Here is a 25475-nt window from a genome sequence, read left to right on the forward strand (position 1 = left end):
GATGTTTGGAATAACAATATTTTATCTGGAAGGATACATGGATGTATCCACTCAACTCTTAAAGAAGTATTTCACCAAATTCAATGTATAAGACCCGCATAATATTTAAGCGGATCTTATACAGGCCACTCTGACCTTCTTTATAAACCTACGGCGCTTAAATCACGGGATCAGAGATTATCGTGACATTTTCCAGGCCATAATACTCTACAACCCAAGAATAACTTTCATACACTTCATAGCGGTCTGGGAAAGCTTTACCCACCACATCCCAGCGTTTACGAGATTTAGAATAACTTGATCCTTTGATCACACCAGTGAAATTGAATTCGTCACCGTTATGGGGATTAGTCACAGTAGTGGTATAAGGGATTTCAACCTCGCTATTTTCTACCATCATACGTGCCACCAGTAGGCTATAAGCGGGTACACTCGCGGGCATCGCTTCCTTAACGGTTCTCTGATTACTAACCGTCGAAGTTTCTCCAACCGTAGTTGAGACTGAAAAAGTTTCAGAAAAATTGAACGTGATCGAGCCACTGTTTTCAACGGTACCCGGAACTCCAACCTTGTAACCCTCAGTCAAGCTCACGCCGGCAGTCACCGAGATGCCGAGTGTATTGGTCCAGGTATCAGTTTCGCTCTTGCCATCCGTATACCAAACTTCGGTACTATCACTCTGAGTTACGCTAGAAAAATTCTCTAACAATCTTTCACCAAAGAAAGTTTTTGTATTCTCAGGGGTTTCCACAATTTGATCCCAGTGTATTTCAACCCCACTCTCAACCAGATCAAAACGGTCAGCCACACAAGGGTAAATACTCCAAATCTTGCTATCTCCTGCGGTACCAGCAAAACCCACAACTGAACGGGTACCAATACTTAGCTGATACTCTTGCCACTTATGCCAACCATTATTACTGCCAAAAGTTATCTCTCTAGTAGAGTTATTTGACATATCTTTTAAGTAAACACGGATACGAGAAATATTGCCATCGCGTTTCTTATAAAAACGCCAACCCTGGATATATTCCATATCTCCAAGGAGTTTGCGGAATCCTGAACCAGTCGTTTTACCCACCTCGTCATCATCAGCGTATAGATATTCAAGCTTCAAGCCTTTGATGCGTTCATCGCCGCTATAACTGGTAATAGCAGCTATTTTATCTCCCGGTACACGCTTGGTGGAATAGCTATCACACATGTCAAAGTCACTGCCATTACCACTCTTACCATAGGAGAATATTTCATCATATCGTAAGGTTCCGTCTTTATCTGCGGCATTAAAATAGAGATCCAATATATTGGTAGCTGCTAGAACTGGGGCAGAAAGAAAAAACCCGATCACCACTGTAAAGATATACCTCATGGCATTACCCTTTTATTAATTGTGCTATCAGTCCGTCATTGTTAGTTACCTCATTACCTCTACCACCTGAGTCTTTTCTCTTTTCGCACCTCCTTTAATTGCTTATTAAGGGGTTCCATCCTGTGTGAGATTCTTTTAAATCAGTGAATAGCTTTTATCGGTTATATTCATTGGAACACAAACTCAACAATCACCAGAAACTGCCCACCACCAGGGCAGTAGTAATCAGCAGTAATACTGAAAGTACACGATAATTTCGCCATAGGGGCTCACTGCGCAGCGCCTCGGTTTCCGCATCAAAGTCTTTGCGAGACCAAACAAACTGCCTGGCTTCCTCACTAATCTTTGCCGGGCTTATCAAGCTGGAAGCCACCAACACCATGGAGCAGAAAACAAAGAGGATTGGCGCTATATAAAGGAAATGAAAATTAGTCCAACCCAGCACCTCATTAGCGAGGAATAGAGTTACTCCTCCGGCAGTGCCCAAAACCAAAGTGGTCATTGCGCCCTTGGAGGTCGCTCCCTGCCAAAAAAAGCCAATTAGGAATAGAGCCAAAACAGGGGGTACGGCATAGGAAAGTACTTTTTGCAGATATTGGAACAGAGAACCAAAATTCTCTATCTGCGGCGCCCACAGCACAGCCAGAACCATAAAGATGAAGGTAACCAGTTGCCCCACGCGCATCAGCTGATGCTGGTTCAAAGAGGGAAAACGCTGTCGCACGAAATCCATCGTCACCAATGTAGATGCAGAGTTCAGCGTGGAGTCAATCTGAGACATAAGGGCTGCAACAAAACCAGCCAAGACCAATCCCAAAATGCCCACAGGTAACAATTCAAATAGTAAGGTTGGATAAACCATGTCTGCCCGTTCCAGCTCGGGGAATAGGACAATCGCCATAGTGCCTGGCAGGACCATAATAAACAGCACCGGCAATTTCAGAAGACCTGCAAACAACGCTCCCCAGCGTCCGTGGTTAATATCTTTGGCGCTCAGCACCCGCTGTACCATGAATTGGTTGGTACACCAGAAATAGAACCCCAGTAAGGCCACTCCTGTAACCAACCCCAGCCAAGGCACACTGGGATCTCCGATTGGACGAATCAAACTCAATTGATGGGCGGATACCTGGGAAACCACATTCTCCCAGCCACCAGCGCGATCCAGAGCGAAGATACTGATCAGAATTGAACCAAAAATTAGCAATAGAGCCTGGATGGTATCGGTGTAAATTACCGCAGCCAAACCGCCGGCAATCGTGTAAATACCTGCGATCACCGCCAAAATCGAAATGGTCACTGACATCGGCATTTCAGGAAAAATCAGCTTCATCACTAAGCCTCCGGCATAAAGGCTGCCGGCGGTATCCACCACGATATTCAGGAAAATTGTCAGACCGGAAAAGTAAGTCCTGGCGGTGCGATTAAAGCGCCGCTCCAGCATCTCGGGCATGGTGTAGATGCGGGAGCGAAGTATTGTCGGCAGATAAAAAATCGCGAAAAAAACCAGGATGACAGCAGCCATCCACTCATAGTTGAAGACTGCTATGCCAGTGCTATAGGCATCGCCTGCCAAACCAATCAGGGTAGTACTGGAGATATTGGAAGCGAACAAGGAAAGCCCTATCAGCGGCCAAACCATCTTTCGCCCAGCAAGGAAGTAGTCTTCAGCGGTGTCGTGGCGACGACTGAGATAGAGCCCCAGGCCAATTGTGAAAACGAAATAGACGACCAAAATGATCGCATCGATGGGGTGGAGACCAAAATCGACCGACATAACTTCCTCGTTCACCGCTAGCTGCGTATTTTTTATGGTTTGCGGAACTTGCAAAAAATTAAATCACAGTGGTTTAATTAAGTAAAGCAAACCATCAAAATATCAATAAATCCTTTAAAATCAATCAGTTATGGAAAAACCGTTCATCTCACTTTCATTGCTTACGCTAGGTAAACGCAATAAAATCCTATATGGACCTATTTGTCACAAATAGTCTCAGATCAAACTCTCGGATACGCGTTTTCTACAAAAGGGGCACAGAGATGGGTAAGGGAAGTAATTCCAGCGGCCTGCGTCGCTATAACGAACGGGTTTTGCTAACCGCGCTGCGGAAAGCAGGTACTGCGTCCAAGTCTGACCTGGCGCGCCTCACCAACCTCACCCCCCAGGCCGTTACACGCATCGTGGATGAATTGGAGAGTACTGGCATGGTTATGCGTGAGGGGCGCAGGCTTGGCGGCAAAGGCCAGCCCTCCATCATGTACACCATCAACCCCACCGGTGCTTACTCCATAGGCATTAAAGTTGGGCGGCGTAATATTGAATTATTGTTAATGGATTTTGGCGGCAATATTTTGAAGAAAATATGCCAGGAATTTGAATGCCCTGAGCCCGACTTTCTTCTCAGAAATATAGAATCGGGTATCGAAAATTTAAGTGCAGAATTAGTCAAAAAAGACCAATCCAAGCTCGTCGGCGTTGGTATCGCCATGCCCTGGTTTATCGGTGCCTGGACAAAAGAATTGGAAATGAGCAATACCCTGGCGAACGAATGGCGAGAAATTAACTTCGCAGAAGAGGTTTCCAAAGGCACCCACCTACCCGTCTTCTTTGAAAATGACTGCTCTGCTGCAGCAGTCGCCGAGCTGCAATTCGGTAAAGGCACTGAAGTTTCCGATTTTCTTTATATCTTCGTTGGCACTTTTATCGGCGGCGGCCTGGTGCTTAATAGCAGCCTGGAGACTGGTGTACATGGCAACTCAGGCAACCTGGCCACCATGCCAGTCCCTGCCTCCAAGCTCAGTAGCACCCCAGAACCCGAAGGGGTCTTCGAGACCTTACTTAATCGAGCCTCACTATTTGGCTTGCGCCGACACCTGCGCGCCAACCAAATTAATATCAATGACTCTGCTGATTTATTGTCGGTGATGGATCAGGCCCGCCCACTCATACAGGAATGGCTGGACGACTGCGCTGATGCCCTGGTTTACGCCATTCTCTCCGCAGTCAGCGTACTGGACCTTGAGGCCGTTATTATCGATGCGCACCTCCCGCGATTCCTGCTGGAGGAGCTGGTGGAAATCATCTCCAGGCGAATGCAGCAAGCCGCCCCGTCCGGAGTTTTCAAGCCCCAGATAATGAGCGGTAAGATCGGTATTGATGCCATCGCGATTGGCGGTGCCATCCTGCCCTTTTACTCCAATTTTGCACCAGATAAGACCGTGCTATTGAAGGGTGGAGTTCCTGAGCGGGTTCCGGTTTAACCTGAAATATAGCGGAAAATCAAGGCTCAACTAATTAGACATTAAAACCGTATTGGTTCGTTTTACATAATCATAACAGTGAGGTGACCAGCGAGATGGCATTTAACCTAAAAGACAAATGGGTTTGGGATTTTTGGTTCGCCGTTGATGGCGATCAATACCATATGTTTTATCTACAAGCGGATAAATCCCTCGGCGATCCAGAGCTACGCCATTGGCATGTCTCGATCGGTCACGCCATTTCCACCGACCTGATTCATTGGGCCCCAACGCAAGACGCGATAAAACCCTCCCAATATCAAGAGGGTGACATCGATGAGGCTGCAGACTCCTACACAACCTGGACCGGCTGCGTACATAAAGAGGGCGACACCTGGTACATGTTTTACACTGGTACCAAACACACAGAAAAAGGGCTTATTCAGCGGGTCTGCCTGGCTACCTCCAAAGATCTTTTAAACTGGCAAAAATGTCCGGAAAATCCTCTGGTGGAGTTAGACCCCAAGTTTTATGACGGTCTAAACCTGGAATACTGGCATGATGCCTCCTGGCGTGACCCCTGGATTGTCAAAGATCCCGATCAAGCCCTTTATCATATGTATGTCACTGCCCGTTGTAATCAAGGCAGTCCCGACGGGCGCGGCGCAGTGGGTTATGCCAGCTCCACCGACCTCCTGCACTGGAAAGTTGGAGAGCCCATACTGGCACCGGGCTGGTATGGAGAAATGGAAGTCCCGCAGATTGAAAAAATCCAGGGCCGCTACTATCTCTTCTGCTCTGTCTCCACTCAGTTTCACAGCCAAGCCCACCGCCAGTCTATGAGCGGAAAACCACTTACCGGCACCAAGTATTTTGTCTCCGATGCCCTAAATGGGCCATACACCGTTATTGGTGATGGATTCCTCAGTGCTGACGAGCAGGGCAGCCTATATTCCGGTCGGGTGATACAGGGGCCAGACCAACACTGGTATCTGCTCGCCTTTAACCGCAACGATGCACAAGGCAATTTTATCGGCGGGATTTGCGATCCCAAGAAGATCAAACTCCTTGCGGCTGGGCAACTCACATTGGCAGAGTAACGATAGATGGCCAACGGCATCTTGCGAAAGTACCGGTGCCGTGCCGCCTGCCAAATATCCACCAGGGCCGAAGACTTCACCTAACCTGTAAGCAATCAATAGCTGAAAACTTCCCACTGATTGCAGTTTCTTTAGATATTTATCCCCAAGATCCCAGTAAAAACCCTTCCCTTTGCCCCACCCCCACAATCCAAGCAAATTTTCTTCAGCACCCAAGCAGTACCCGGGCTCCCTCCATTGAAGAGTAACTCTTACTGATTGATTTAGTTAAACTCTTAAAATCAACAGGTAAATTTTCCGAAAAATTCTATTGCCCACATTAAATCACAGTGGTTTAATAAATAAAAAATGGCCATCCAGCCATGCGAATCAAGAAAAAAGAAGAGCCCAACCTAAATGGGCCTCCAGTGAAAACTAATAACCATAAGTGATGATTGAGGAGAGCGTCGTGAAGGCAGAAGACTTTCAAACCGATTGCAAATGGGTCAGAGGTTTTAAACCAAGTTCAATCGCCCTGGCGATAGCTGTGGCATCCAGTGTTAGCTCTGCGGTAACCGCCCAAGAGCAGTTGGAGATTGAGGAAGTCATCATTACCGCTACGGCCCGCCCCGTAACGAAAATGGAATCCAGCATCTCTGTTAGCGCCCTAGATACCGAAGAATTGTCTCACTACGCTCCCCGCTCAACCGCAGAAGTTTTCCGTAGCCTGCCAGGTATACGCGCTGAATCTTCTGGTGGTGGTGGCAATGCCAATATCACGGTAAGGGGAATTCCGCTTGCCACTGGCGGCTCCAAGTACATGCAGATCCACGAGGATGGGCTGCCAGTACTCGAATACGGCGATGTCAATTTCGGCAATACCGACAACTTTATTCGAGCCGATTCCTCCCTATCCCGCATTGAAAGTGTACGCGGCGGCTCCGCCTCCACCTTTGCCAGCAACTCCCCCGGCGGTGTGATCAACATGATCAGCAAGACCGGAGAAGAGGAAGGCGGGAATATAGGCCTCTCCTTTGGTGCAGATTACGATGAAACCCGCCTGAACTTCGGCTACGGGCACCACCTCAGCGATACCCTGCGGTTTTATGTAGGCGGCTTCCTGCGCGAGGGGGAAGGTGTTCGTGAAACCGGCTTTGATGGCGATTCCGGTGGCCAATTAAAGGCCAATCTCACCAAAGATTTTGACAACGGTTATGTGCGCCTTTACTACAAACACCTGGACGATCGGGTGACCACTTACCTACCCGGCCCGGTAACTTATAAAGGCAATGGAGAGTTCGGCACTGTAGCCAACTTCGATGCCAGCAGCCAGACCCTGCACTCAGACAATTACCGCGATATTTCTACTTTCGATGCCTATGGCAACCCGGTAAATCGGGATCTTAGCGACGGTATTGAATCCCTGGTAGAAGCCTATGGATTTGAGAGTCAATTTGAATTTGAGAATGGCTGGACCATTACTGACAAGTTCAGAATTTCCGATATAAGCGGTAGCTTTATCTCCCCCTTTACTGACACCTTTGGCAATTACGGCCCACAATCCGCACAAAGTATGGCAGACCTGATCTGTGCCAATGCCGTTAGCGGAGAGGGTTCTGCAGTGGACTGTAGTGCAGGAACCACTGTGACCTACGCCAATGGCGGAGAGGTCGATGAATTAGCCTATCTGAACTTATTGTTCGATACAGAAATCCATGATCTGGGATTGATCGTCAACGATTTCAAAGTCGATAAGCTAATTAATGACAATATTGTTGTTTCCGCAGGCTTCTACTACTCCAAGCAAAATATCAAGACCAGCTGGAATAGTTGGAATGCCCTAATCCAAAGCGTGGATGGCAGTGACTCCCAGAATCTAACCATCACAGCGAATGCCAACGGAGATTTGTTAGTCGATGATGGCCTCTGGTCGGCAAGCTTCCTGTCCTATGCCTGGGATCTGGAATATGAAACCTACGCTCCTTATATGAACGTGTCTTTCGATGTTGGGGACTTCACCTTCGACGTCAGTGCACGCCACGATATAGTCAATGCAAAGGGCTCTCTGGTTTCCAGTTGCTGTGGTGGCGATACCGATTACGATATCAACGGAGATGGCATTATCAGCGATGTGGAAGATGCGAGCGCATCAGATGCCTTTGGTTTTACCGGTGGCATTATCACTATGGCTAACGGCAATACCCAACTGGTCGACTATGATGCAGATAACACCTCCTTCTCCCTTGGCGGCAACTATGCAATCAATGACAGCATGGCGGTATTTGCTCGTTACAGTGAAGGTGGCCGCGCAATTGCCGATCGCCTGCTGCAAATTAGCGGCGCTTTAAATAGTGATGGCAGCCTCAGCGACACCACCGATGGCTTTGATTCTGTTGACCAGCTGGAGATCGGTTACAAGTTTAGCGCTGGTGACTTTGATATTTTTGCCACCTATTTCAATACCATCACCGAAGAGACCAATGCGGAAATCACCAGCGGCCTAACTTTCGTACGCGAGTATGAAGCACAAGGTATAGAGCTGGAAGGCTCCTATATTTATGGCGATTTCTCGGTTAACGGCAACCTGACCTGGACGGATGCCGAAATCAGCAAAGATGCGAATAACCCATCGGTAGTGGGCAATACTCCCCGCCGTCAGGCAGATATTATTTACACCATTACCCCTCAGTATAATTTTGGTGACAGCCTAACCTTCGGCGCCAGCCTGCAGGGCTCCACTGAGTACTACGTTTCAGATTCCAACAAACTGAAACAAGATGGTTATGTGTTGGTAAATCTGTTCGGCTCTTATTATGTCACTGAGGATCTCACCGTCTCCTTTAATGTAAACAACCTTACTGATGAATTTGTTGTAACTGAGGTTGAAGAGTCTTACGCAAAAGCTGGAGATATTGTTCGCGGCAGGGCCATCAGCGGCCGCTCCACCAGTGTCAGCTTCAATTACGCTTTTTGATCGTTGTCCTCCCTACTCCAGTAAGTCGTTTGCAGCCCGCTTAGGGCCGCTTGCAAACACCGGGGGTCCAGCCTCCCCGTTGGCACCCGGTCTTTTTCTTTGACGAAAAACTTACTGTAGCCACTCCTCCAGAGGAGTAGCCTGTTAAAATTAACCGACCAAATATTTCTTTAAATAGAATACCCAGCCAGTGGAGCAAATTAGGATGGAAGTGCAAGGCAAAGCAGTAAATACCTTGCTTGGAGGCATAGAAGCCGGCGGCACGAAATTTAATTGTGCAATCGCCGCAGGTCCCAATGATGTCTGGGAGAGGGCCAGCTTCCCAACCACCACACCGAAAGAAACCCTCGGTCAGGTCATTGAATTCTTCCAGGCCGGCGCCCAACGCCATGGCCCTATTTCCACACTGGGTGTCGCAAGCTTCGGCCCGGTGGATTTGAATCCTCAATCCAGCCAGTACGGGTTTATCACTAACACCCCTAAAAATGGATGGTCCAATACCAACCTGGCCGGTCAGTTACAGGGGGCACTCTCTATTCCTGTAGCTTTCGACACTGATGTCAATGGCGCAGCGCTGGGAGAACACCTGTGCGGCGCCGCTGTAGGTGTAAAGAATTTTGTCTACGTCACCATCGGCACCGGTATCGGCGCCGGGGTAATGGTAGATAGCAAACTGGTCAACGGCGCCATGCACCCGGAAATCGGTCATATGCTGATGCCGCAAGACCAACAACGGGACCCCTACCCTGGTCACTGCCCTTTCCATGGCAATTGTCTGGAAGGCCTCGCCTGCGGCCCCGCTATTGAAGACCGCTGGGGCCTGCGCGGCCAGAGTATGGACAGTGATCATCCAGCCTGGGATTTACAGGCGGAATACCTAGCCACCATGTGTATAAACCTGACCAGCTGCTACTCACCGGTACGAATCATCCTCGGTGGCGGCGTTATGGAACAAGCGCACCTGTTTACACGTATTCACGACAAGTTTCTCGACCTGGCGGGTGGTTATTTCCCCCAGGTATCCCAGCGCAATATCCGCTCTTTTATAGTCCCACCAAAACTCGCCGGCCGCTCCGGAGAGGTCGGCTCTCTGCGTATGGCCCAGGCACTTTGCTCCAGCTATTAGATAACCAAATCCTCCCTCACAGGATGTGGAAGCGCCAGGGGTATATTCCTGGCGCCACTCCACCCGCCAAACTGCGCCCCACAACTCCCTTTCCAACTTATATACTCATCTTTGCGACTGTTGGCACAGCGCAAGGTAGCTAGTCTCGTATCCGATCTGATAGGCTTGTCAGTCTTGACCGCCCACTGACGCGGCTGAGCACACTTAAGCGTGGCTCATTAAGGGATAAAGATGAAAATAATTAAAATATTGTTTATAGGCTTAATGGTTTTGGCCACTCAGTGTGTGCAAGCCGGCACCGCTGAACCCACAACATTTACCCGCCAGGGCATTCTCTCTTACAACTTTCATTCCGACTTACTGGGGCGTGGATTTGTAATTGATGTGCTACTGCCGCTCTCCTTTAACCCGGAAGACAATACCCGGTATCCGGTCATTTATATGACCGACGGGTATATGAATTTCCCTATGGTGGCCCCGAACCTGATCCACGAACAGGTACCCGATGAGCAAGGCAATACCAAGCTACCACCGGTGATTCTGGTTGGTATCTCACACCCCCTGGATAGTTCCAACTTCACCTTACGTTTAACGGATTTTACTCCAGTACCTGGAGAGATTAGGGGGAATACTCTGGGTGGTGGCGCCAACCAATTTCTGGCGTTTTTGGAGAACGAGCTCAAGCCTTTTATCAATAATTCTTTCAAGGGAGATGAAAGTGACGAAACACTGGCTGGCCACTCCCTCGGCGGGCTCTTAGCCCTGCACGCCCTCTTCAATCACACCGATAACTTCGACCGCTATGTGATCGGCAGCCCCAGCATCTGGTGGGCCGATAAGCAAATTCTAGAAAGTGAACTCACCTACGCCGAACGCCAGACTGACTTACCGAAAAGCGTGTATATGTTTATCGGTGGGGAGGAAATCTGCTTAGAAGAAGGGGAAGTTTGCGGCGTTCAAGATTTTAGGGACCTAGCCCAGCGACTCAAGTCCCGAGATTATGAAAATTTGACTCTACGCAAGCGAGTCATCAAGGGTGAAAACCACGATACCGTAGTTAATCCAGGTTACGATAAAGGGATAGAACAGATTTTCAAAAGCAAAGTGCTACCACGAAAGTATTCGTTTTAATCGAACTTTCCGGCCCTAGAGCAGAGAAACGCTATAGGGCCCGGACACTACTCGCCAGGCTTGCTATCCATTACTCATACGCGTCACTAATACACTCCTCGCCCTCTAAAAAGACCAACATAGTCTTCTCCAGACTTTCTGCTGCGTCCATAAAAGGCAAGTGATGGCTATCCTTTAGTACCGAGAAACATTTACTCCCTCTATACCTTTTATAATCTGCCTTTACCTGTAAAGGCGTGGTAATGGAATCATTCTCACCGACAACGAACTGCGCTGGTATCTGTAAATGATCGATAGCTCCATTAACGCTCATCGCCTGAAGCTCATCGTTCATCTTGTCGACTAAGATTCCACGCCGCTCCTGCCATCCAGGGAACTCTTCATCAATTTTTTCAGCGGCTAAAAAACCTCGAATATCAACTCCGTTCGCGATACCACCATTCGCTCGACTCGCCCACTTGGATAGCAGCAAATAATGCTCAGAGGGAGAGTCTTGATATTTCTTCAACTCCTGTATGGCTAATTGGTTGCCTTCCCTTTCCGCCCATTTCAGAGTTGCTTCTAAGCTGGTTTCTGCCTGCTTCTGCGCATCCTGGAAGGAAGAGATAAACACCAACCTCTCCAATGTCTCAGGATGCTCACTCGCATAGAGAGCTGCAAGCCCCCCGCCCCAAGAGTGACCAACTAAGGTAACCTTATCTTTCTTATAGTGCGTTTTTAAAAAAGAAATAACATTGTGCACATCTTGAATATTGTTCTTTATCGTTAATGTTTCTTCGCTCACCTTAAGAGACTTGCCGGCCCCTCTTTGATGAAGATAAGCCACTAAATACCTTTCTTCGAGCGCCCGCCCAACAGTTACCTGAAATGGGACTAACCCAAGCTCTACATCCCCCGACCGCCATGTAGAAAAAGGATTAAAGGTTTAGATAAGTTTAGACCAGATACCTCAAGGTGCAATTTTGCACTACCACTTAGCACCTCCCCTTTAAAATTGACTTGATTAGCAAACACCCCACCAGAAAAAAACAAAAATAAAACTGTCAGGGAGAAATCTTAACCATAATGGATTTAACATATACTCACCGATTTAAGATTTAAAATATTAATAAGATACCTCTTCATCAAACACAAAAGTCCAATAAAATTTATAGAAAGCCAAAAAAATTCAAACTTAAAGAAGCTTATATTACAAATACATCAAAAAATACAAACCTTGAGACGAGATGGGGGTAAGACAGGGCAAAGTAACATTCAATAGGAATTCTTCGCTTCACATATAAGAAGAGCACCATTTCTCTTTACCAATCTTAACCTTCTCACTGTATCGCGACACCTCATGGGAAATGCTCATGAAGTCAAGATATTACGATTCAGCTGAAGGCAGAGGAAGAATTTACACAAAAAGGCATCTGCAAAAGGACTATTTGTGGAGTAGGGATAATCCAATATAAGGGGGGATAAGAGAACTGAAAAAGTGTTTTGAGCCAAGAAACTAGAAGTTACTCTACCCTTCATACCATCATTTGAAAAGGCCGCATAATAAATACAGCCACCTAATACAAGCTACTTACATCGCAATGCGGGCAAACGCGCCCCTAAGAGCAGCTACTTACCAATGTTGTACCAAGCAAAAGTGGGGCTGCTCTAGCTAGAGGACATCACCAGTTTTCAAACTACAAAAACCTTTACAGAACACGCAATGAAATAATCTCACAGGTCTTAAAGACGCGGCTTCCACTCCAAAGGCTGTCAGCATCCCCAACAATCCGCACTGTAGATTTGGCATGGAGTGGCGCCAGGGTGGAAGACTCTGAGTTTTTTTGGCCTACACTCTCTTTCGACTTTATCCAATACTGATGACAACTCTCAGTTTCAGCGTCCAACTTCACGACCACTTCGCCATCTCTTGAGGAGGCACTCGAAAACACCTCTATATAGCGAACTGTGGATTCGTTAGCCTCCCCTAGAGCCAGCACATCGCCCGATAAGAGCATCATAAAAAAGCCTAAGCTTTTAAAGGGTTCATTATCACCTCGAAAAATTAGTAATTCATAACAGCTGGCCAGCAACCTGCTAATTTAATATTCCTATCAAATATCGTACATGTGGGCAATCAACGCTGTTATCTCTGAGCTTCCAGGTCAATTATTAACTACCTTGCTCTGAATGCGGCTAGTAAGTTGCTAAAATTAAAACAATGTCTCGCGCACAAGCCGCCCCTTTAACACAGCCCCTTACCTAGCCTTATCTTTTAACTTAAAAAATTACGTAAAGACTGGAAAAAATAAGAGATATCCAGCCCTAGAAAACATTCATATAAAAAATAAATATTTTACTGAGGTAGTAAGTGTAGTATAATCCTAAAGATTATATTGCGAAGAAAATCACTCTCAGACAACGATCACGAGCCTTCAAGATGAAAAAACTATTAGCAATACTGCTTATTGCCTTACCCACTTCATGCCTAGCCGAATTTGTCTTTACAGGAAAGTTAAGTCAAATTCATACTGGCCCACAGTATCAAGGTAAAATTTTTGTTAAAGTTCAGGGAATACCTTCAGGGGAGGTTTCCTGCTCAACCAACACAAGCTATAGCTTTGCGTTTGATGGGAAAGAAGAAGAAAGTAAAATATACCTCAGTTTACTTTTAAGTGCTCTCACCACTCAGCAAACTGTTACTTTGAAGAGTAGCGATAACTGTACAACCTATCAAAATGTTGCTGACTTAAGAAACCTGTCTGTTATGCCATAGAAAATATATAGCTATCGATTTACCTTAATTCTTATTAAAGCCGACCGAACTTAAAGCAATATATTCTTTCTGCGCAATAAACCGGCATTCTATTCGATCACCCTCTATTTTGAATGCTGGTTTATATATGCAAGGGGGGGGCGAAACTCACAAAAGATAAATCACTCCACTCTACCAACTCTAAACCGTAGCCGTTAACAAACTCAGAATTATTAGGTCCCATTATATCTTGAGCCTAACAAATATATTAGAGAACCCGATAGCATCATTACTTTTATTCTATTCAGGAAGCACAACTGAAGACAACAACACTTTGGAGCCACTGCCAGTGCAATCATAGTAACTAAACCTCACGGGCTCCTTTGCCATATACGTAGACAGTAAAAAGTGCGCCTTGCATCAAGTAGCTTTGAATTTTAATAAAAATATCCAAGGAGACATAACTCTAAGGAGCCTATGAATAACTCTGCAATATCTCTGCGGATTTTGAGGACTACAGATGTTAGGCCCAGCTTACCGCGACCCAGCTCTTTACAAGAGCTGCAACGCAGCAGATGAGGCCCTCAACGGATTTTCAGAGTAATTAAGGGAATTATTCAGAGGCTTCCAAGATGCCTACACCGCAAAGCATCTAAGCTCTCCCCCTGAGAACAGCTACTTACCAATATTGCGCCAAGCAAAAGTGGGGTAGCTGCCATAGCAGCTATCTAAAAGGTTGAACTGAACTTTCTTACCTGCAAAATGCGCGGCTGTTAACAGGTACAGCGCTTCCTTCCCGTTGACATCATCATCCTTGTTGCAGCGAAGAGTAGCCTTATCACACTCTGCAGGGCCAACACTTTCATTTACATAAACGTAACAGTTAGTATCATTTAGATGGCAACCTATTTTTTCGACTTCCAAATAACCTATTGTCGTTGTAGCAGAAGCAAAAGAGGACAGCTATAAAAATAAAGAGAAAAGAGAAAAGAGAAAAGAGAAAAGAGAAATATTTTATAAGAACCCCTAGAATATTTCCGGGAAAATCACATCTAGAAAGTAAAATTTTTTCAACCTCCGCCAAAAAGGATCAAAACATGCCTATAAAACCACCATCACCAGGATTAGCAGAGCTCCCACCTCCATTATTTCTGCCATCAACTTAACTCTCTCAAAGACAGTATTTAGCTTGAAATACAGGCCCTCTAACTCACATGATTTTTCACCCCCCACTTGGAGACTCATAACAACCGAGTACCCTCATTAATTCATTGATCTACCAAATATCAGCAGTCAAACAACACAAGCTCAGAATCATCAAAATAATTTTGAACTAAAGCATGAGAGGACAGACAAGTAGAGTTAGTGTAGGTAGTCACATCATCCCCCCCTTATCCAACTCAACAAATCACCCTACTTAGAATTAATTGAAACCTTAATTTCTTGCCCACTCCCATGCGAAGAGGTGCGCTCATCTGTTTCAATCGCCTCTCAAAAAATATCAAACATTACCCCCCGTTTAGATCGTGCATCCCTAGTGGATGCTCTCTGCATATTAGAAAGCTATAACAAATACAGACCAGAATGACAGGCATAACTGTAAAATTATGAGATATAGAAACTTTAGATTAGACCGCACCAAAAGCCACAAAAACAACCACGGCACAAGAACAAAAAAACTCGAGACAACCCCATCAAAGTAAACTTGACTATAACTAAACTTAACCCCAACCAACTCAGACACCACGACATAGGAAAATTTCATTAAAGCAGCCAAAGAAACCAGTGTCGAAAATATCACACCAGCATACATAAGCTGGACCTTCCTGAAGAAAACCCACATGGAAAATGATGAACACATAAGAAATATAACAAAACTCAACGTATTAAATTTTTTTTCGCCTCCTGAAATCACCGAGAATGCCTCCAACATCCAGCTTTGGGATAGACCGGTAATTAACCAACCAAAAGACATGGAGAAAATAACTATTAATGTATCCAGTAAAACCCTCTTAATACTCATTGGTTTTCCACATGTTTTTTTGGTAATTATTCTTATAGGCCTCAAAAAATTCAGGCCTATAATACCATTTATCGAAATCCGAATTTAGATCCACTGAAAACTTCACTGTATAAGGTGTAATTTTCAACTGCATTTGTTGATCATAAGACCTACGATCGTTGTGTCCATAGCCATAATCTTTATTTCTGCCTGGACCAACAAACAAAGCTATGTTCTTATCATCACCTTCACACAAACAATCATACCTAACTGATTTCCTAACATCCTCTCCAAAATATCTGCTCGATATTTTCATGCGCCCATCATAGCCTCCATGACCACCTTGAGGCTCTTTGTGCATTTCACAAATGAGAACTCCACTTGCACAAGAGTTTCTGCTGGAAGATTGCCCCTCCTGCTCATCTCCGGACGAAGCCCAATTATATACATACTGCATAGCAGCAGTTCGCGCACCATTACTAAACTTACCACCCGATATTTTTGAGGCAGTTCCACCCAAGATGACAGTTGAAGCAAATTGCATTGCCTCATTGCCTACATTCCCTATCACAGGAGCAAAAGCTTTAACAACTCCCGCAGACGCAAAACCATGCCCAAACTTCCCGCCTGAAAGCTCCGCCTGCACACCCCCTATTACTCCATGTATAGCAATGAGCTTGGCAAACTGGGTACCATTTACATAAGCATTCGCTCCCACGCGTATCGTTTGGTCTGCAGTCGATTTGGCCAAAGTATTTGCCCCCGCCCACTGAGGTGCCTTTTGGAAGGCCCAAGCTGAGGCACCTGAGATTGCTGCGACCTGCCTTGCCTGCTTTGGATCAGCTCCGAAAGCTCTAGCTTGGTCATAGCTCCACACCGCTTGACAGGCTGCTTTATAGGGGCCACAAAAGCTAGAAACTATATTCCCCAAGAAAGAGCTAGCATCCTGGCCAATAGTCCTCATAAAGCCACGAATTACTTTTTTGAATGGCCGTAACAACTTTTCGAAAAAGTAGCCACTGGGATCCGTTGCATTCAGCGGATTATTTCGCACATAGCTATAGCGGTTATACATCTGCGTATCCGCTGCAGCCTGGATAAAGGGATCCGCCTGCATAAAGCGCCCCAGGCGCGGGTCGTAGATGCGGCCATTCATATGGATCAGGCCCACTTCATCCAGCATTTCGTGGCCGGTGTAACCACGGGTGGTGCGGCTGTGATCGAAGTTGGACAGCGCGCTGAGAGAGAGCGCATTCCAGTTGGCCGTATTTCTGCGCTGACCCCAGGCGTCAAAGGACATTTCCTGTTTGACATTACCGGCTTTGTCGGTAATCAGGTCCATAGAGCCCAGGTGGTCCTTATACAGGAACAGTTTGTCGGTGGACTGTACGGCATAGGCCAGGTCGGTCTTGACCGTATATACGGCGGTGCCCAGTTGACGCTTCCATTCGATTTCGTTGGGGGCGCTGGATTTCTGGATACGCTCGATGCCGCCGATATACCAGGTTTCCGTGACTTCGCCATTGCTGCTGTTGGTGTCCTTGCGGTAATAGCGGCTGTGGCTGGGCCCGTAAAGGAATTCAGTCGTGTGATTACCTTTCTTGATCCAGGAGGCTTTGTCGAAGGTGGTATAGCGAATAGTGCGGCCACCGTTAAAGCCATCCGAGGTCATATTGCCATTGGCGTCGTAGTTGTAGCGCACGCCGCCGGCAGTGGTCACTGCGTGGGGACCGGCTCCATTCTCGCCGTACACATAGGATCCAACCCCGGCTTTATAGGTGATATTGCCGATGGCGTTATAACGCACATCCTGGTTGGCACTACTGAGACTACTGCAGTTGTAGTTGCTGCTGCCGATATGGGTTTTGATCAGGCGATTGAGGCTGTCGTAACAGAAACTCTCGCGCAGATTCTTGCTACCACTTTGGTTGTGGCGGCTACTGAGGTTGCCGAGGGTATCCCATTGGTAGGTAATATTCTGGATACCAAAGGTGCCCAGTACGGTGGAGGTCTGGTTGAGCAGGCGACCAGTACTCCCTTCGTAGCTGTAACTGGTGGTGGCGCCGTTCCCCAATAGTTGCTCTTTCAGCTGGCCGCGGGCGGTCTGGGCTTTGACTTCCTGGATCAGGTCTCCAGTCGCAAGATCGACCACTTTGTACAGGTAGCCATTGCCATTGTAGTAGTTGCGCACACCTGATTGCCCGGTGCTTAGCAGACTGTCGAGGGCGTCGTAACTGCGCTCTACCCGGCCGTAATCATCAAATAGCGTGGTGGTAACGTAGGCGGGCTGAGGGCCGGCTCCATCGAAGTCTACCGCTTGGGCATGGTTGCGACCCAGCTGGTCGTACTGGTACACGGCTTGGTAGCCGGTGACGCTGTCGCTGATCATTTCCAACTGGCCGAGGCCATTTTGGGCGGTATCGTAGAGCCAGGTTACGTTGCTGGTGAGGCTGCTGCCTCCGGCTTTTTCCATACGCGTCAGCTTGCGACCCAGCTTGTCGTAGGTGAAGGCGACGGTGTGACCATTGGCATTGGTCTGCTTTTTCAGCTCGCCATAGCCCGTGTATTCATAGCTCCAGGCGCCCTTATCGGGGTCATCCATATTTTCCTTACGACCCAGATGGTCGTAGTTGATGGTGACGACGATGGGGTAGCTGAGGCCGTCGCCTTCATCAATATGGCTGCCGGAGGCATTAGTCTTGCCCCAGGATTTCGCTTTGTGCAGGTTGCCCTGGCTATCATACTCGTAGGTGAGGCGACCATTCATTGCGTCGATCACTTCCACCAACTCACCGGCGACATTTTTGACTTCGGTCTTAGGCTGCCCCTTGTCGTTGGTGGTGATGGTCTTCAGACCGGCGTAAGTGATCGTTGCGTCCGAGTTGTCGGGGGCGATGACCCGGATAGGACGGCCGAGCAGATCGTACTGGGTCTCGGTCCACATACGAGTGTCCCCAGAGAAATAGGGCTCGCTGACAAATTTCACCCGGCCGAGGTTATCGTACTCTTTATCTGCATAGACTTTATTGTGCAGCCCTTGGGTTTCGGTGCGCATGGAACGGCCGAGGGCATCGAAGTATTCCCTGCCCCAGCTGCCGGTACTGCTGCTGGTGGTCACTCTGTACTTGGCGCCACTAGGACAGCCACTGGTACAGCGTTCATATAGAGTCTTCTTATCCGCACCGGCGTTGTTCCAGCTGTAGCCTTCACGGCCAAAGGCGTCGTAGGAGGCATAGCTGATCAGACCATTCAGGCCCTCCACTATCAGGGGGGAACCAAAGTGGTTACGGGAGACGACCTTCTCAGTCAGGTGCCCTAGGGCGTTATAGCTCTCGGAGACATAGCGACCGGAGGGGTCGTACACCGTTCTGGCGCTGCGGCTTGTCTCGCCAGAGGCAGAGAGTGTTTTCTTGCTGACATTGCCGAAGCCGTCGTACTCGTAGCTGGTGACCTGCTTAAATTCCGACTTATTCGGTTCGATGATCTCGGTTTTCAGCAGCCCTTTGTGGGCTCCAGAGGTGTAGTAGGTAAAGGCCGATTCACGCACATGGCTGGGCATCCCTGGGCGGGTGCTAGTAACCTTGGTATGGCTCAGGCGGCCCTTCTCTTTTTCCCAGGTAGTACTGCCATACACATTCTCGGTTTTTTTGACGAACTGCTGGCCGGATGCTCCATCCTTTGTCACCACGTTAATAGTGAGAGCGTTACCGTAGCCATCATAGCTGTTAGTGGTACTAACCGTTTGCAGCAGCTCTCCAGCACTATTGCCGTTATCTTTTAAGTCATAGGTTTCTTCGACCGCATTGTAGATATAGGGTTTGTACGGCCTAGAAGGTGTGCCACTGCCACCCCACCCCTGCAGGCGCCAGTTGTTGGATGCCCTATTCAGAAGTGCCCCCTTGGAAGTACGGGTTTCTGTGTAAAGCGGCATACCGATAAAGGGGAAGTCCTGGCGATAGGTGGTTTCTGTCACCACGCCAGTCTGGTTATCGGTGGTGCTCACCTTTTGGAAACCTAACATACCGCGGCCGGCGGCCTGTAACTTCATCTGGTGATAGTGGTAGGACACCGAGCTGGTGGCAGATCGATTGACCGCTCCCGGGTTGACACCCGCAGCCGGCGCGGAACTCTCCACCTTGGAAACCAGGAACATGGGGGAGAGGATATCTAATACTGGCTTGTCTTTGCCTAATGTGTGGCTTCCTGAAGGCAAAACCCAGCTGCCATTGAGGGCACTGTAAAGAGAGGCTGGATTGCCTACCGTCACTGGGTAGCAGATCGTCTCGCGGTTAACATTCACAGAGGATCGCGCATCCAGGCGCTCTAAATCCTCGATATGAGTTACACATTTCTGCGTGGTGCTGGTGGACATTTCAAGACGGGAGTAAACACCGTCATTCACCATATTCTCAAAGGTGACTTCCGTTATATTGCCAATGCCATTATCAATGCGATGAATAACATTGTGAGGTTTATTTCTTTCCTCTGGATAATTGTCATTGGCAATATAGGTATACACCTTACCGCTGGACTGATCATACTTATGATAATCAACCTGACCGTCACCATTGGTATCGGCAAACCAGGGGAAGTCCTTTTTATCCTTGCCGATGTACTTCCAATTTATGGCGTTGCTGACAAAAGTGCCACTATTCTGATCGAAATAACGCACCTTGATATAGCCAGTATTAAAGTCCGGCCATACCAGATCTGGATAACCATCGTTATTTAGGTCGGCAAAATTTGCTTTTTCACCGCCTGCAAAAAAACCAAGGCTGGTAAAGCCGTTACCGGTACTTAGCTTGATGACCAGATTATCAGTGCCGGTAACATAAGCAACATCAGTAAGCCCATCACTATTGATATCTACTGCAATCGGCGTTTTCGAATCGTTACTTGAGGATAACAGCTCCAGAGAGTTAAAAGATTCTGTCTGCTTATCAAATACAGCTACTCGATAGCCATCGAAATAGGTGCCCAAAAAGCGCCATTGTTGATTTACTCCACAGCTGTCTGGGCCGCCTAGCAATTGCCTTGGCAAGAATGGCTCGTGCCTGGGGGGATCATTGCCACCGCCAGTACCGGTCGTGACACAACCATACCTCTGTGAGTAGGTTGCCACCAGCAGGTCAATAGAACCATCGCCATTGAAGTCGCCGAGAGTATCCGGGACTCGCTTATCCGGATCGCCAATAGTAGCTCCGCTCACATTAAGCGGATAGGTTTTTTCTGTACTGCTAAATTTATAGTAGTGATCAGAAGATACCGAGGCACCATATGGTTGCAATAGGCGAACCTTGACTTTGCCATCGGTGGCAGCGGAAATATAATCCGCGAGTCCATCACCATTGAAATCGGCAAAGATCGCATCTTTATCACCCAGCCCAGTGCTAATCCCTTCTGAGTCTAATCGCCAGGCGCCATTAATATAACGGCTGGGAAATATATGCCATTTCCCACCAGTATAGTTATAAGCTCCACGCTCATTAAAAATTGCTAAATCCTGACGACCATCAGCATTATAATCGAGAACTCGGATCGCAAAGTCCTTACCGACATTAGTGCCGGTAAAGTAAATACCATGATTGTTTTTGTGGTTAAATCGAGTGCCCGCAAATTTTTGCAGGGTGAATTTTACACCATTAGAAATAGCGTATTTAACCCGTGTATCGGTGTCATCCCCGTCCGCATCCCCTTCAATCCAAACGATATCTTGTTTGCCGTCACCATTAATATCGGCATATTTATAGTCAACCAGGAATCGCGAAGAGGCCGGAGAAAAATCAATGGTTTCATGGCCACTACCATTGTGCTTCAAAGAAACTTGCAGCCATTCGAAATTTATTGCAGGAAGACAGCTGGAACCAACACATTCTTGCAAGGTGGACAGAAGTGAAGTTCTGTCCATATACTTTTGACCCGAGCCGAAAGGCAGGACAGGTTGGTATCCAAGAGTATACTCGCGGATTACAGAGCCATTGGATTTGGAAACAACTTTTTGTAAACGCTTCGTTGTCTTAAATTCGTAGCCGGCCGTATAACTTTTCAAGTAATCGGGACGACCATCATATTTAAATTCAATTTCAGCATCGTAACCGCCAGAACCATAGGCAAAGCGAATTTCCTGGATACGGTGGCCTGAACTCGCATCCCCTTCATAGTGGAACTCGATAGGGTTACCGACACTATCTTCAAAACGTCCCAGAGCCCAAACTAATGTATGACCGCCGGCTAGTAATTTTGCATCGCCTCTATTGCCATAATAACTTACCGAACCATCCTTGCGCTCAACCTTAAAATAATCTGGTTTACCAAGGCTACCACCAATGGAAACAACCTTAGCAAAGGAATCCATCTCAGTCTTATAAGTAGCGCCAACCGCCCCATACTGTGAGCCACTTGTTTTTAATAGTCGCTGTCCATCCAAGCAAAACCGGTCAGACTCTGTCCATTTAATCGGGGCCATACTTCCATCAATAGACAGGGTCTGACGACAGCGAGATATTCCTGATAAACCACCAATGGACCAGCCCTTACCTAAAAGACCATTGCCACCATTACTTGTATAATTGAGAGATATTTCCGGGGCAACGCCGGCGGTACCAGTTGCCACAGCAAGTGGTACTGAGTAGGTCACTGCACCAGACTCATTAACCCGGAACTGCCCTCCTGTCACACCAGCCATATTGGGGCTGCCGGTTACTACGGGGGCACCATAACTATCAAACTTACCAGAGCTATTTGCTAGTAAAGAAGCGTCAATAGCACCCTCAACTAAAATATCATCACGTCCATCGCCATCAATATCTTCAATCCTGACATAGTTCGGATTGGCACTAGATAGGATGACAGCCACCTCTGAAGTGTTGCTTCCAATGGGAAAAGACTGAGCCAGGCTAGGAAGACCATTGCCATTTGCATGCAAAATTAGCGGCGTAGATGAGAGCACCAAAAGGTCAGATGCACCATCACCATTAAAATCGCCGGTTAGGGAAATATTGCCGGCCAGTAATTCTAAAGCGTTAACTGCAGAATCACTCAATGTGGTGGCAACTGGAGAGGTGTAATTATGCCCCCCCCCAATAAGTGCTCCATACATCACAAAACTTGGAAGTTCAGGCATTGCTACCGGGGTAATCACTTCACCATGCAGCATAATAATGGGACGGTGGTACTCAAAATAAAGATCATTAAAACCATCTTTATTAATGTCACCACTATAGATTTTATACCCCTTATCCATGACGCCAGTAGAGGCAACTGTAACTACAGGAAATACCCCACCAATAATCAAACACAGAAAAGCAAGAATGAGACGCATAGAGAAAGATCCCAGGAAAGGCAAGCCCCAAATTAATTATTTACTTAACAACTCCAACACTTCCAGAAGGAAGGTGACAGCAATCTACATTTACAACTGCATACTTACAAGGCAATTTTTAATATAACCGCAAAAAACAACACAAACATGAACACACTTCAAAGATAAGCTTAAATTTACACAAACAACAAAACAATAGTACCAAAATTAAACAACCTAAAGTTGCACTTTAATTTCACGGAAAGCATTACCACCCTTTACAACCCCACACCATAAAAAAAGACCACATAAAACCCCTCAGCAGCAACCAAGCCTTAAGGTACACGCTAAAAATTTATTCACATCGTCAAAATAAACTTTGATCGGAAATAAAACCAACACAAAAAACCCCCTTAACTTATCAGTGACACAGAACACATAAAAGCAATAAGCCTTACAACACTTGCATCCAGAGTCCACTAAAAGCAAAATCTCAATCAGCGCAACCGCCCCTCCTTGACATACACCAAAAAGTACTGCGGGAATCCAAGTTTGACAGGAACATGTATAACATTAAAACTTTAAATACCTCCCTTTAAGCTGAAAGGGTTATATTTTATAAAAAATATGGATTCGCTTGAAAACAAAAAGCTGATTTACAATGTTTCTAGGAGATATACTACTAATCACTATCGCTTTCACAGAAAACCTCCATTAATATAAGGGTGAGAATCTAAACTTATTACAAGAATAAGAATCGAAAGCGTCAGATTCAGGGTGGCAGGCATCGAAAATACTCCAATGATAGGTTTTAAGGGAAACACCTATTCAATTGAGAATAATCAAAAATTCTCCATACTACTAGCGGCCTATATAGTAGGAAAAAATAGAGCTTGAATTTGATGCTAGCGGCTAACACTCTGATGACCATATCGACATTAAAATTCGATATGTTAAGCTAGATCCGAATTTATAGAATAAAAGTAAAACTGGGACCCAGGACAGCAATAGTAAAGGATAAGTCCACCCTAAAGCAGCACCACTCAACTATAAAAACTCGACTCCAGGCCCAAAATATTTCAAACTTCTTAAAAAAAACGGGCTAACTGTTTATCAATTAGCCCGCAGCCCCTCTTGACATTTATCAATGTATAATAATCAAGAAATTATCTTGTTATCCATCTACTTCTCATACATACCAATAACTTTACAGGAGGTCTCATCAATATTTACCGAAACACTTACCCCCCGAGCTTTTGCAGACAATAAAAAAGCATATTCCTGCTCAAAAGTCTTACGAGTTCTATCTAGACAATTCCTAGTGGGCCATGCTGGGTAACAGGTACAATTACTTCTCGAAATACCAACCTGGGAAAAGGTTACTGTTTCCCCATCATAAGCCACCCCAACATACTCCAGCTCACCATGATGCCAATCAGCCAGACAGCCAGCGGAACCTAGAATAAAAAATAAGGCTAAAATATATCTCATCATTCCACCCAAATAAAACATAATACTTATGCAAGTTAGCAGTCGCAATGACCTTAACAAAGAAAAGAAAACCTCCAGACATAACCTTCACACCAACAAAATTTAATTTTTTGGATGAGGGGCATAAGCTTTCCGTGATGAATTAAATGGCTAAAGCCAGGATTCACGATATATTATTTGCGAAGAATGTCTATTCGGTAAGCAACAGGAATGGTATTTGATCCATTCCAAACTTTACAGCGACCTTCACCGTAAACACCAAAGGCGACTTGATTCCCACTCAAATAGGCCGCCAATAAGGCACTATACATCTCCCGACCCTCTTCGGTTCCGAACTCTATAGCGATATATCTACCAGCACCCCAATCCTTATAAGTCGCCGTACACCCATTAGGATTGGGCCCCTCATTTGTTAGCGTAGCAACAGCATATGTCTTGTAGGTACGAAGGTACTCTATAGGGCTATTATCCACACCATAAGAAAAAGATTTCCCACTAAAAAAAACAAAAAATATCAATAAATATCTGGTCACACCCAATGACTTCCCGATCACAATAGAACTCCCTAGAAATATAATCAATAAAAATAGAACTACAAACTAAAATCAAAATATACCAAAGATGGCGATCTTCAATCTACAAAATTATCCACCCCCTATAAATTTTTGAGAAAATTCTCTCTCAAGTTCTCACATGACCCCTAAACTTTTTAGTGAGAGCAGCCTTAAGATAAGATTTCATCAACAAGGCCAACACTAAAGTAGATAGATAATTGAAACTGTCGACCAAAGTTATCAAAGGATCTCAGGCAATAGCAATGTCAATGTCAATGTCAATGTCAATGTCAATGTCAACATCTTGCCCTCAAGGGACCTAGAGTGCTGACCCACACAATTTCGCATACAAGACATAAACTCTCTCACCCTTTGATAATTACCTTACACATACAACTGCAAAGTATGCAAGGCGTACTAACTCCAGAAACCTTGATGAACAACCAACCATTGTCAGCAGAAAGGAGCAACTACA

Annotated in this window: 12 protein-coding genes and 1 pseudogene; 6 read left to right on the forward strand and 7 right to left on the reverse strand. The window is 46.3% G+C overall.

Features of this window, described 5'->3' with window-relative positions:
- Positions 1-157 precede the first annotated feature (157 nt).
- Complete coding sequence (locus ACJJIO_RS02970; RefSeq protein WP_444910098.1) at positions 158-1369, reverse strand: hypothetical protein; 1212 nt, start codon at positions 1367-1369, stop codon at positions 158-160.
- Positions 1370-1559: 190 nt separating this feature from the next.
- Positions 1560-3146 carry a sodium:solute symporter gene (locus ACJJIO_RS02975; RefSeq protein ID WP_444910099.1) on the reverse strand — a complete coding sequence of 529 codons (1587 nt, stop codon included), beginning with the start codon at positions 3144-3146 and terminating at the stop codon, positions 1560-1562.
- 263 nt (positions 3147-3409) lie between these two features.
- On the opposite strand from ACJJIO_RS02975, the gene ACJJIO_RS02980 reads away from it, so the two are divergent.
- The 5 genes from ACJJIO_RS02980 (at position 3410) to ACJJIO_RS03000 (ending at position 10919) form a co-directional block, all read left to right on the forward strand.
- The gene (locus ACJJIO_RS02980) at positions 3410-4630 is read left to right on the forward strand and encodes an ROK family transcriptional regulator (RefSeq protein WP_444910100.1); all 1221 of its coding nucleotides are present in this window, start codon (positions 3410-3412) and stop codon (positions 4628-4630) included.
- 95 nt (positions 4631-4725) lie between these two features.
- Positions 4726-5709, forward strand: a complete 984-nt coding sequence (locus tag ACJJIO_RS02985) for a glycoside hydrolase family protein (protein ID WP_444885547.1) — start codon at positions 4726-4728, stop codon at positions 5707-5709.
- Between the two features lie 448 nt (positions 5710-6157).
- Positions 6158-8662, forward strand: coding sequence for a TonB-dependent siderophore receptor (locus ACJJIO_RS02990; RefSeq protein ID WP_444910101.1), 2505 nt, complete (start codon positions 6158-6160; stop codon positions 8660-8662).
- Positions 8663-8867: 205 nt separating this feature from the next.
- Entirely contained in the window at positions 8868-9788 is a 921-nt protein-coding gene (locus ACJJIO_RS02995; protein ID WP_444910102.1) for an ROK family protein, read from the forward strand.
- 231 nt (positions 9789-10019) lie between these two features.
- The gene (locus ACJJIO_RS03000) at positions 10020-10919 is read left to right on the forward strand and encodes an alpha/beta hydrolase (protein ID WP_444910103.1); all 900 of its coding nucleotides are present in this window, start codon (positions 10020-10022) and stop codon (positions 10917-10919) included.
- Positions 10920-10989: 70 nt separating this feature from the next.
- Here the strand turns inward: ACJJIO_RS03000 and ACJJIO_RS03005 are convergent.
- A pseudogene (locus ACJJIO_RS03005) lies at positions 10990-11763 on the reverse strand (alpha/beta fold hydrolase); the annotation flags it as partial.
- Between the two features lie 844 nt (positions 11764-12607).
- A complete protein-coding gene (locus tag ACJJIO_RS03010) occupies positions 12608-12919 on the reverse strand; it encodes a hypothetical protein (protein WP_444910104.1) in 312 nt (103 codons plus the stop codon).
- Positions 12920-13338: 419 nt separating this feature from the next.
- On the opposite strand from ACJJIO_RS03010, the gene ACJJIO_RS03015 reads away from it, so the two are divergent.
- Positions 13339-13674 (forward strand): hypothetical protein, encoded by a 336-nt coding sequence (locus ACJJIO_RS03015; RefSeq protein WP_444910105.1) that lies wholly within the window; start codon positions 13339-13341, stop codon positions 13672-13674.
- Between the two features lie 654 nt (positions 13675-14328).
- On the opposite strand, the gene ACJJIO_RS03020 is transcribed toward ACJJIO_RS03015, so the two are convergent.
- The 3 genes from ACJJIO_RS03020 to ACJJIO_RS03030 all read right to left on the reverse strand — a co-directional run bounded on the left by ACJJIO_RS03020 (position 14329) and on the right by ACJJIO_RS03030 (position 25000).
- Positions 14329-14577 (reverse strand): hypothetical protein, encoded by a 249-nt coding sequence (locus tag ACJJIO_RS03020; protein ID WP_444910106.1) that lies wholly within the window; start codon positions 14575-14577, stop codon positions 14329-14331.
- Between the two features lie 1088 nt (positions 14578-15665).
- Entirely contained in the window at positions 15666-22976 is a 7311-nt protein-coding gene (locus ACJJIO_RS03025; protein ID WP_444910107.1) for an FG-GAP-like repeat-containing protein, read from the reverse strand.
- Positions 22977-24619: 1643 nt separating this feature from the next.
- Positions 24620-25000, reverse strand: coding sequence for a hypothetical protein (locus tag ACJJIO_RS03030; RefSeq protein ID WP_444910108.1), 381 nt, complete (start codon positions 24998-25000; stop codon positions 24620-24622).
- Positions 25001-25475 lie beyond the last annotated feature (475 nt).

The sequence above is a fragment of the Microbulbifer mixtoriginis (SeqCode) genome, from assembly GCF_052467235.1.

Bases quoted from the DNA above. Each gene is read 5' to 3' on its own strand.
- ACJJIO_RS02970 (WP_444910098.1), bottom strand. From the start codon at position 1,369: ATGAGGTATATCTTTACAGTGGTGATCGGGTTTTTTCTTTCTGCCCCA.
- ACJJIO_RS02975 (WP_444910099.1), bottom strand. From the start codon at position 3,146: ATGTCGGTCGATTTTGGTCTCCACCCCATCGATGCGATCATTTTGGTC.
- ACJJIO_RS02980 (WP_444910100.1), top strand. From the start codon at position 3,410: ATGGGTAAGGGAAGTAATTCCAGCGGCCTGCGTCGCTATAACGAACGG.
- ACJJIO_RS02985 (WP_444885547.1), top strand. From the start codon at position 4,726: ATGGCATTTAACCTAAAAGACAAATGGGTTTGGGATTTTTGGTTCGCC.
- ACJJIO_RS02995 (WP_444910102.1), top strand. From the start codon at position 8,868: ATGGAAGTGCAAGGCAAAGCAGTAAATACCTTGCTTGGAGGCATAGAA.
- ACJJIO_RS03000 (WP_444910103.1), top strand. From the start codon at position 10,020: ATGAAAATAATTAAAATATTGTTTATAGGCTTAATGGTTTTGGCCACT.
- ACJJIO_RS03010 (WP_444910104.1), bottom strand. From the start codon at position 12,919: ATGATGCTCTTATCGGGCGATGTGCTGGCTCTAGGGGAGGCTAACGAA.
- ACJJIO_RS03015 (WP_444910105.1), top strand. From the start codon at position 13,339: ATGAAAAAACTATTAGCAATACTGCTTATTGCCTTACCCACTTCATGC.
- ACJJIO_RS03025 (WP_444910107.1), bottom strand. From the start codon at position 22,976: ATGCGTCTCATTCTTGCTTTTCTGTGTTTGATTATTGGTGGGGTATTT.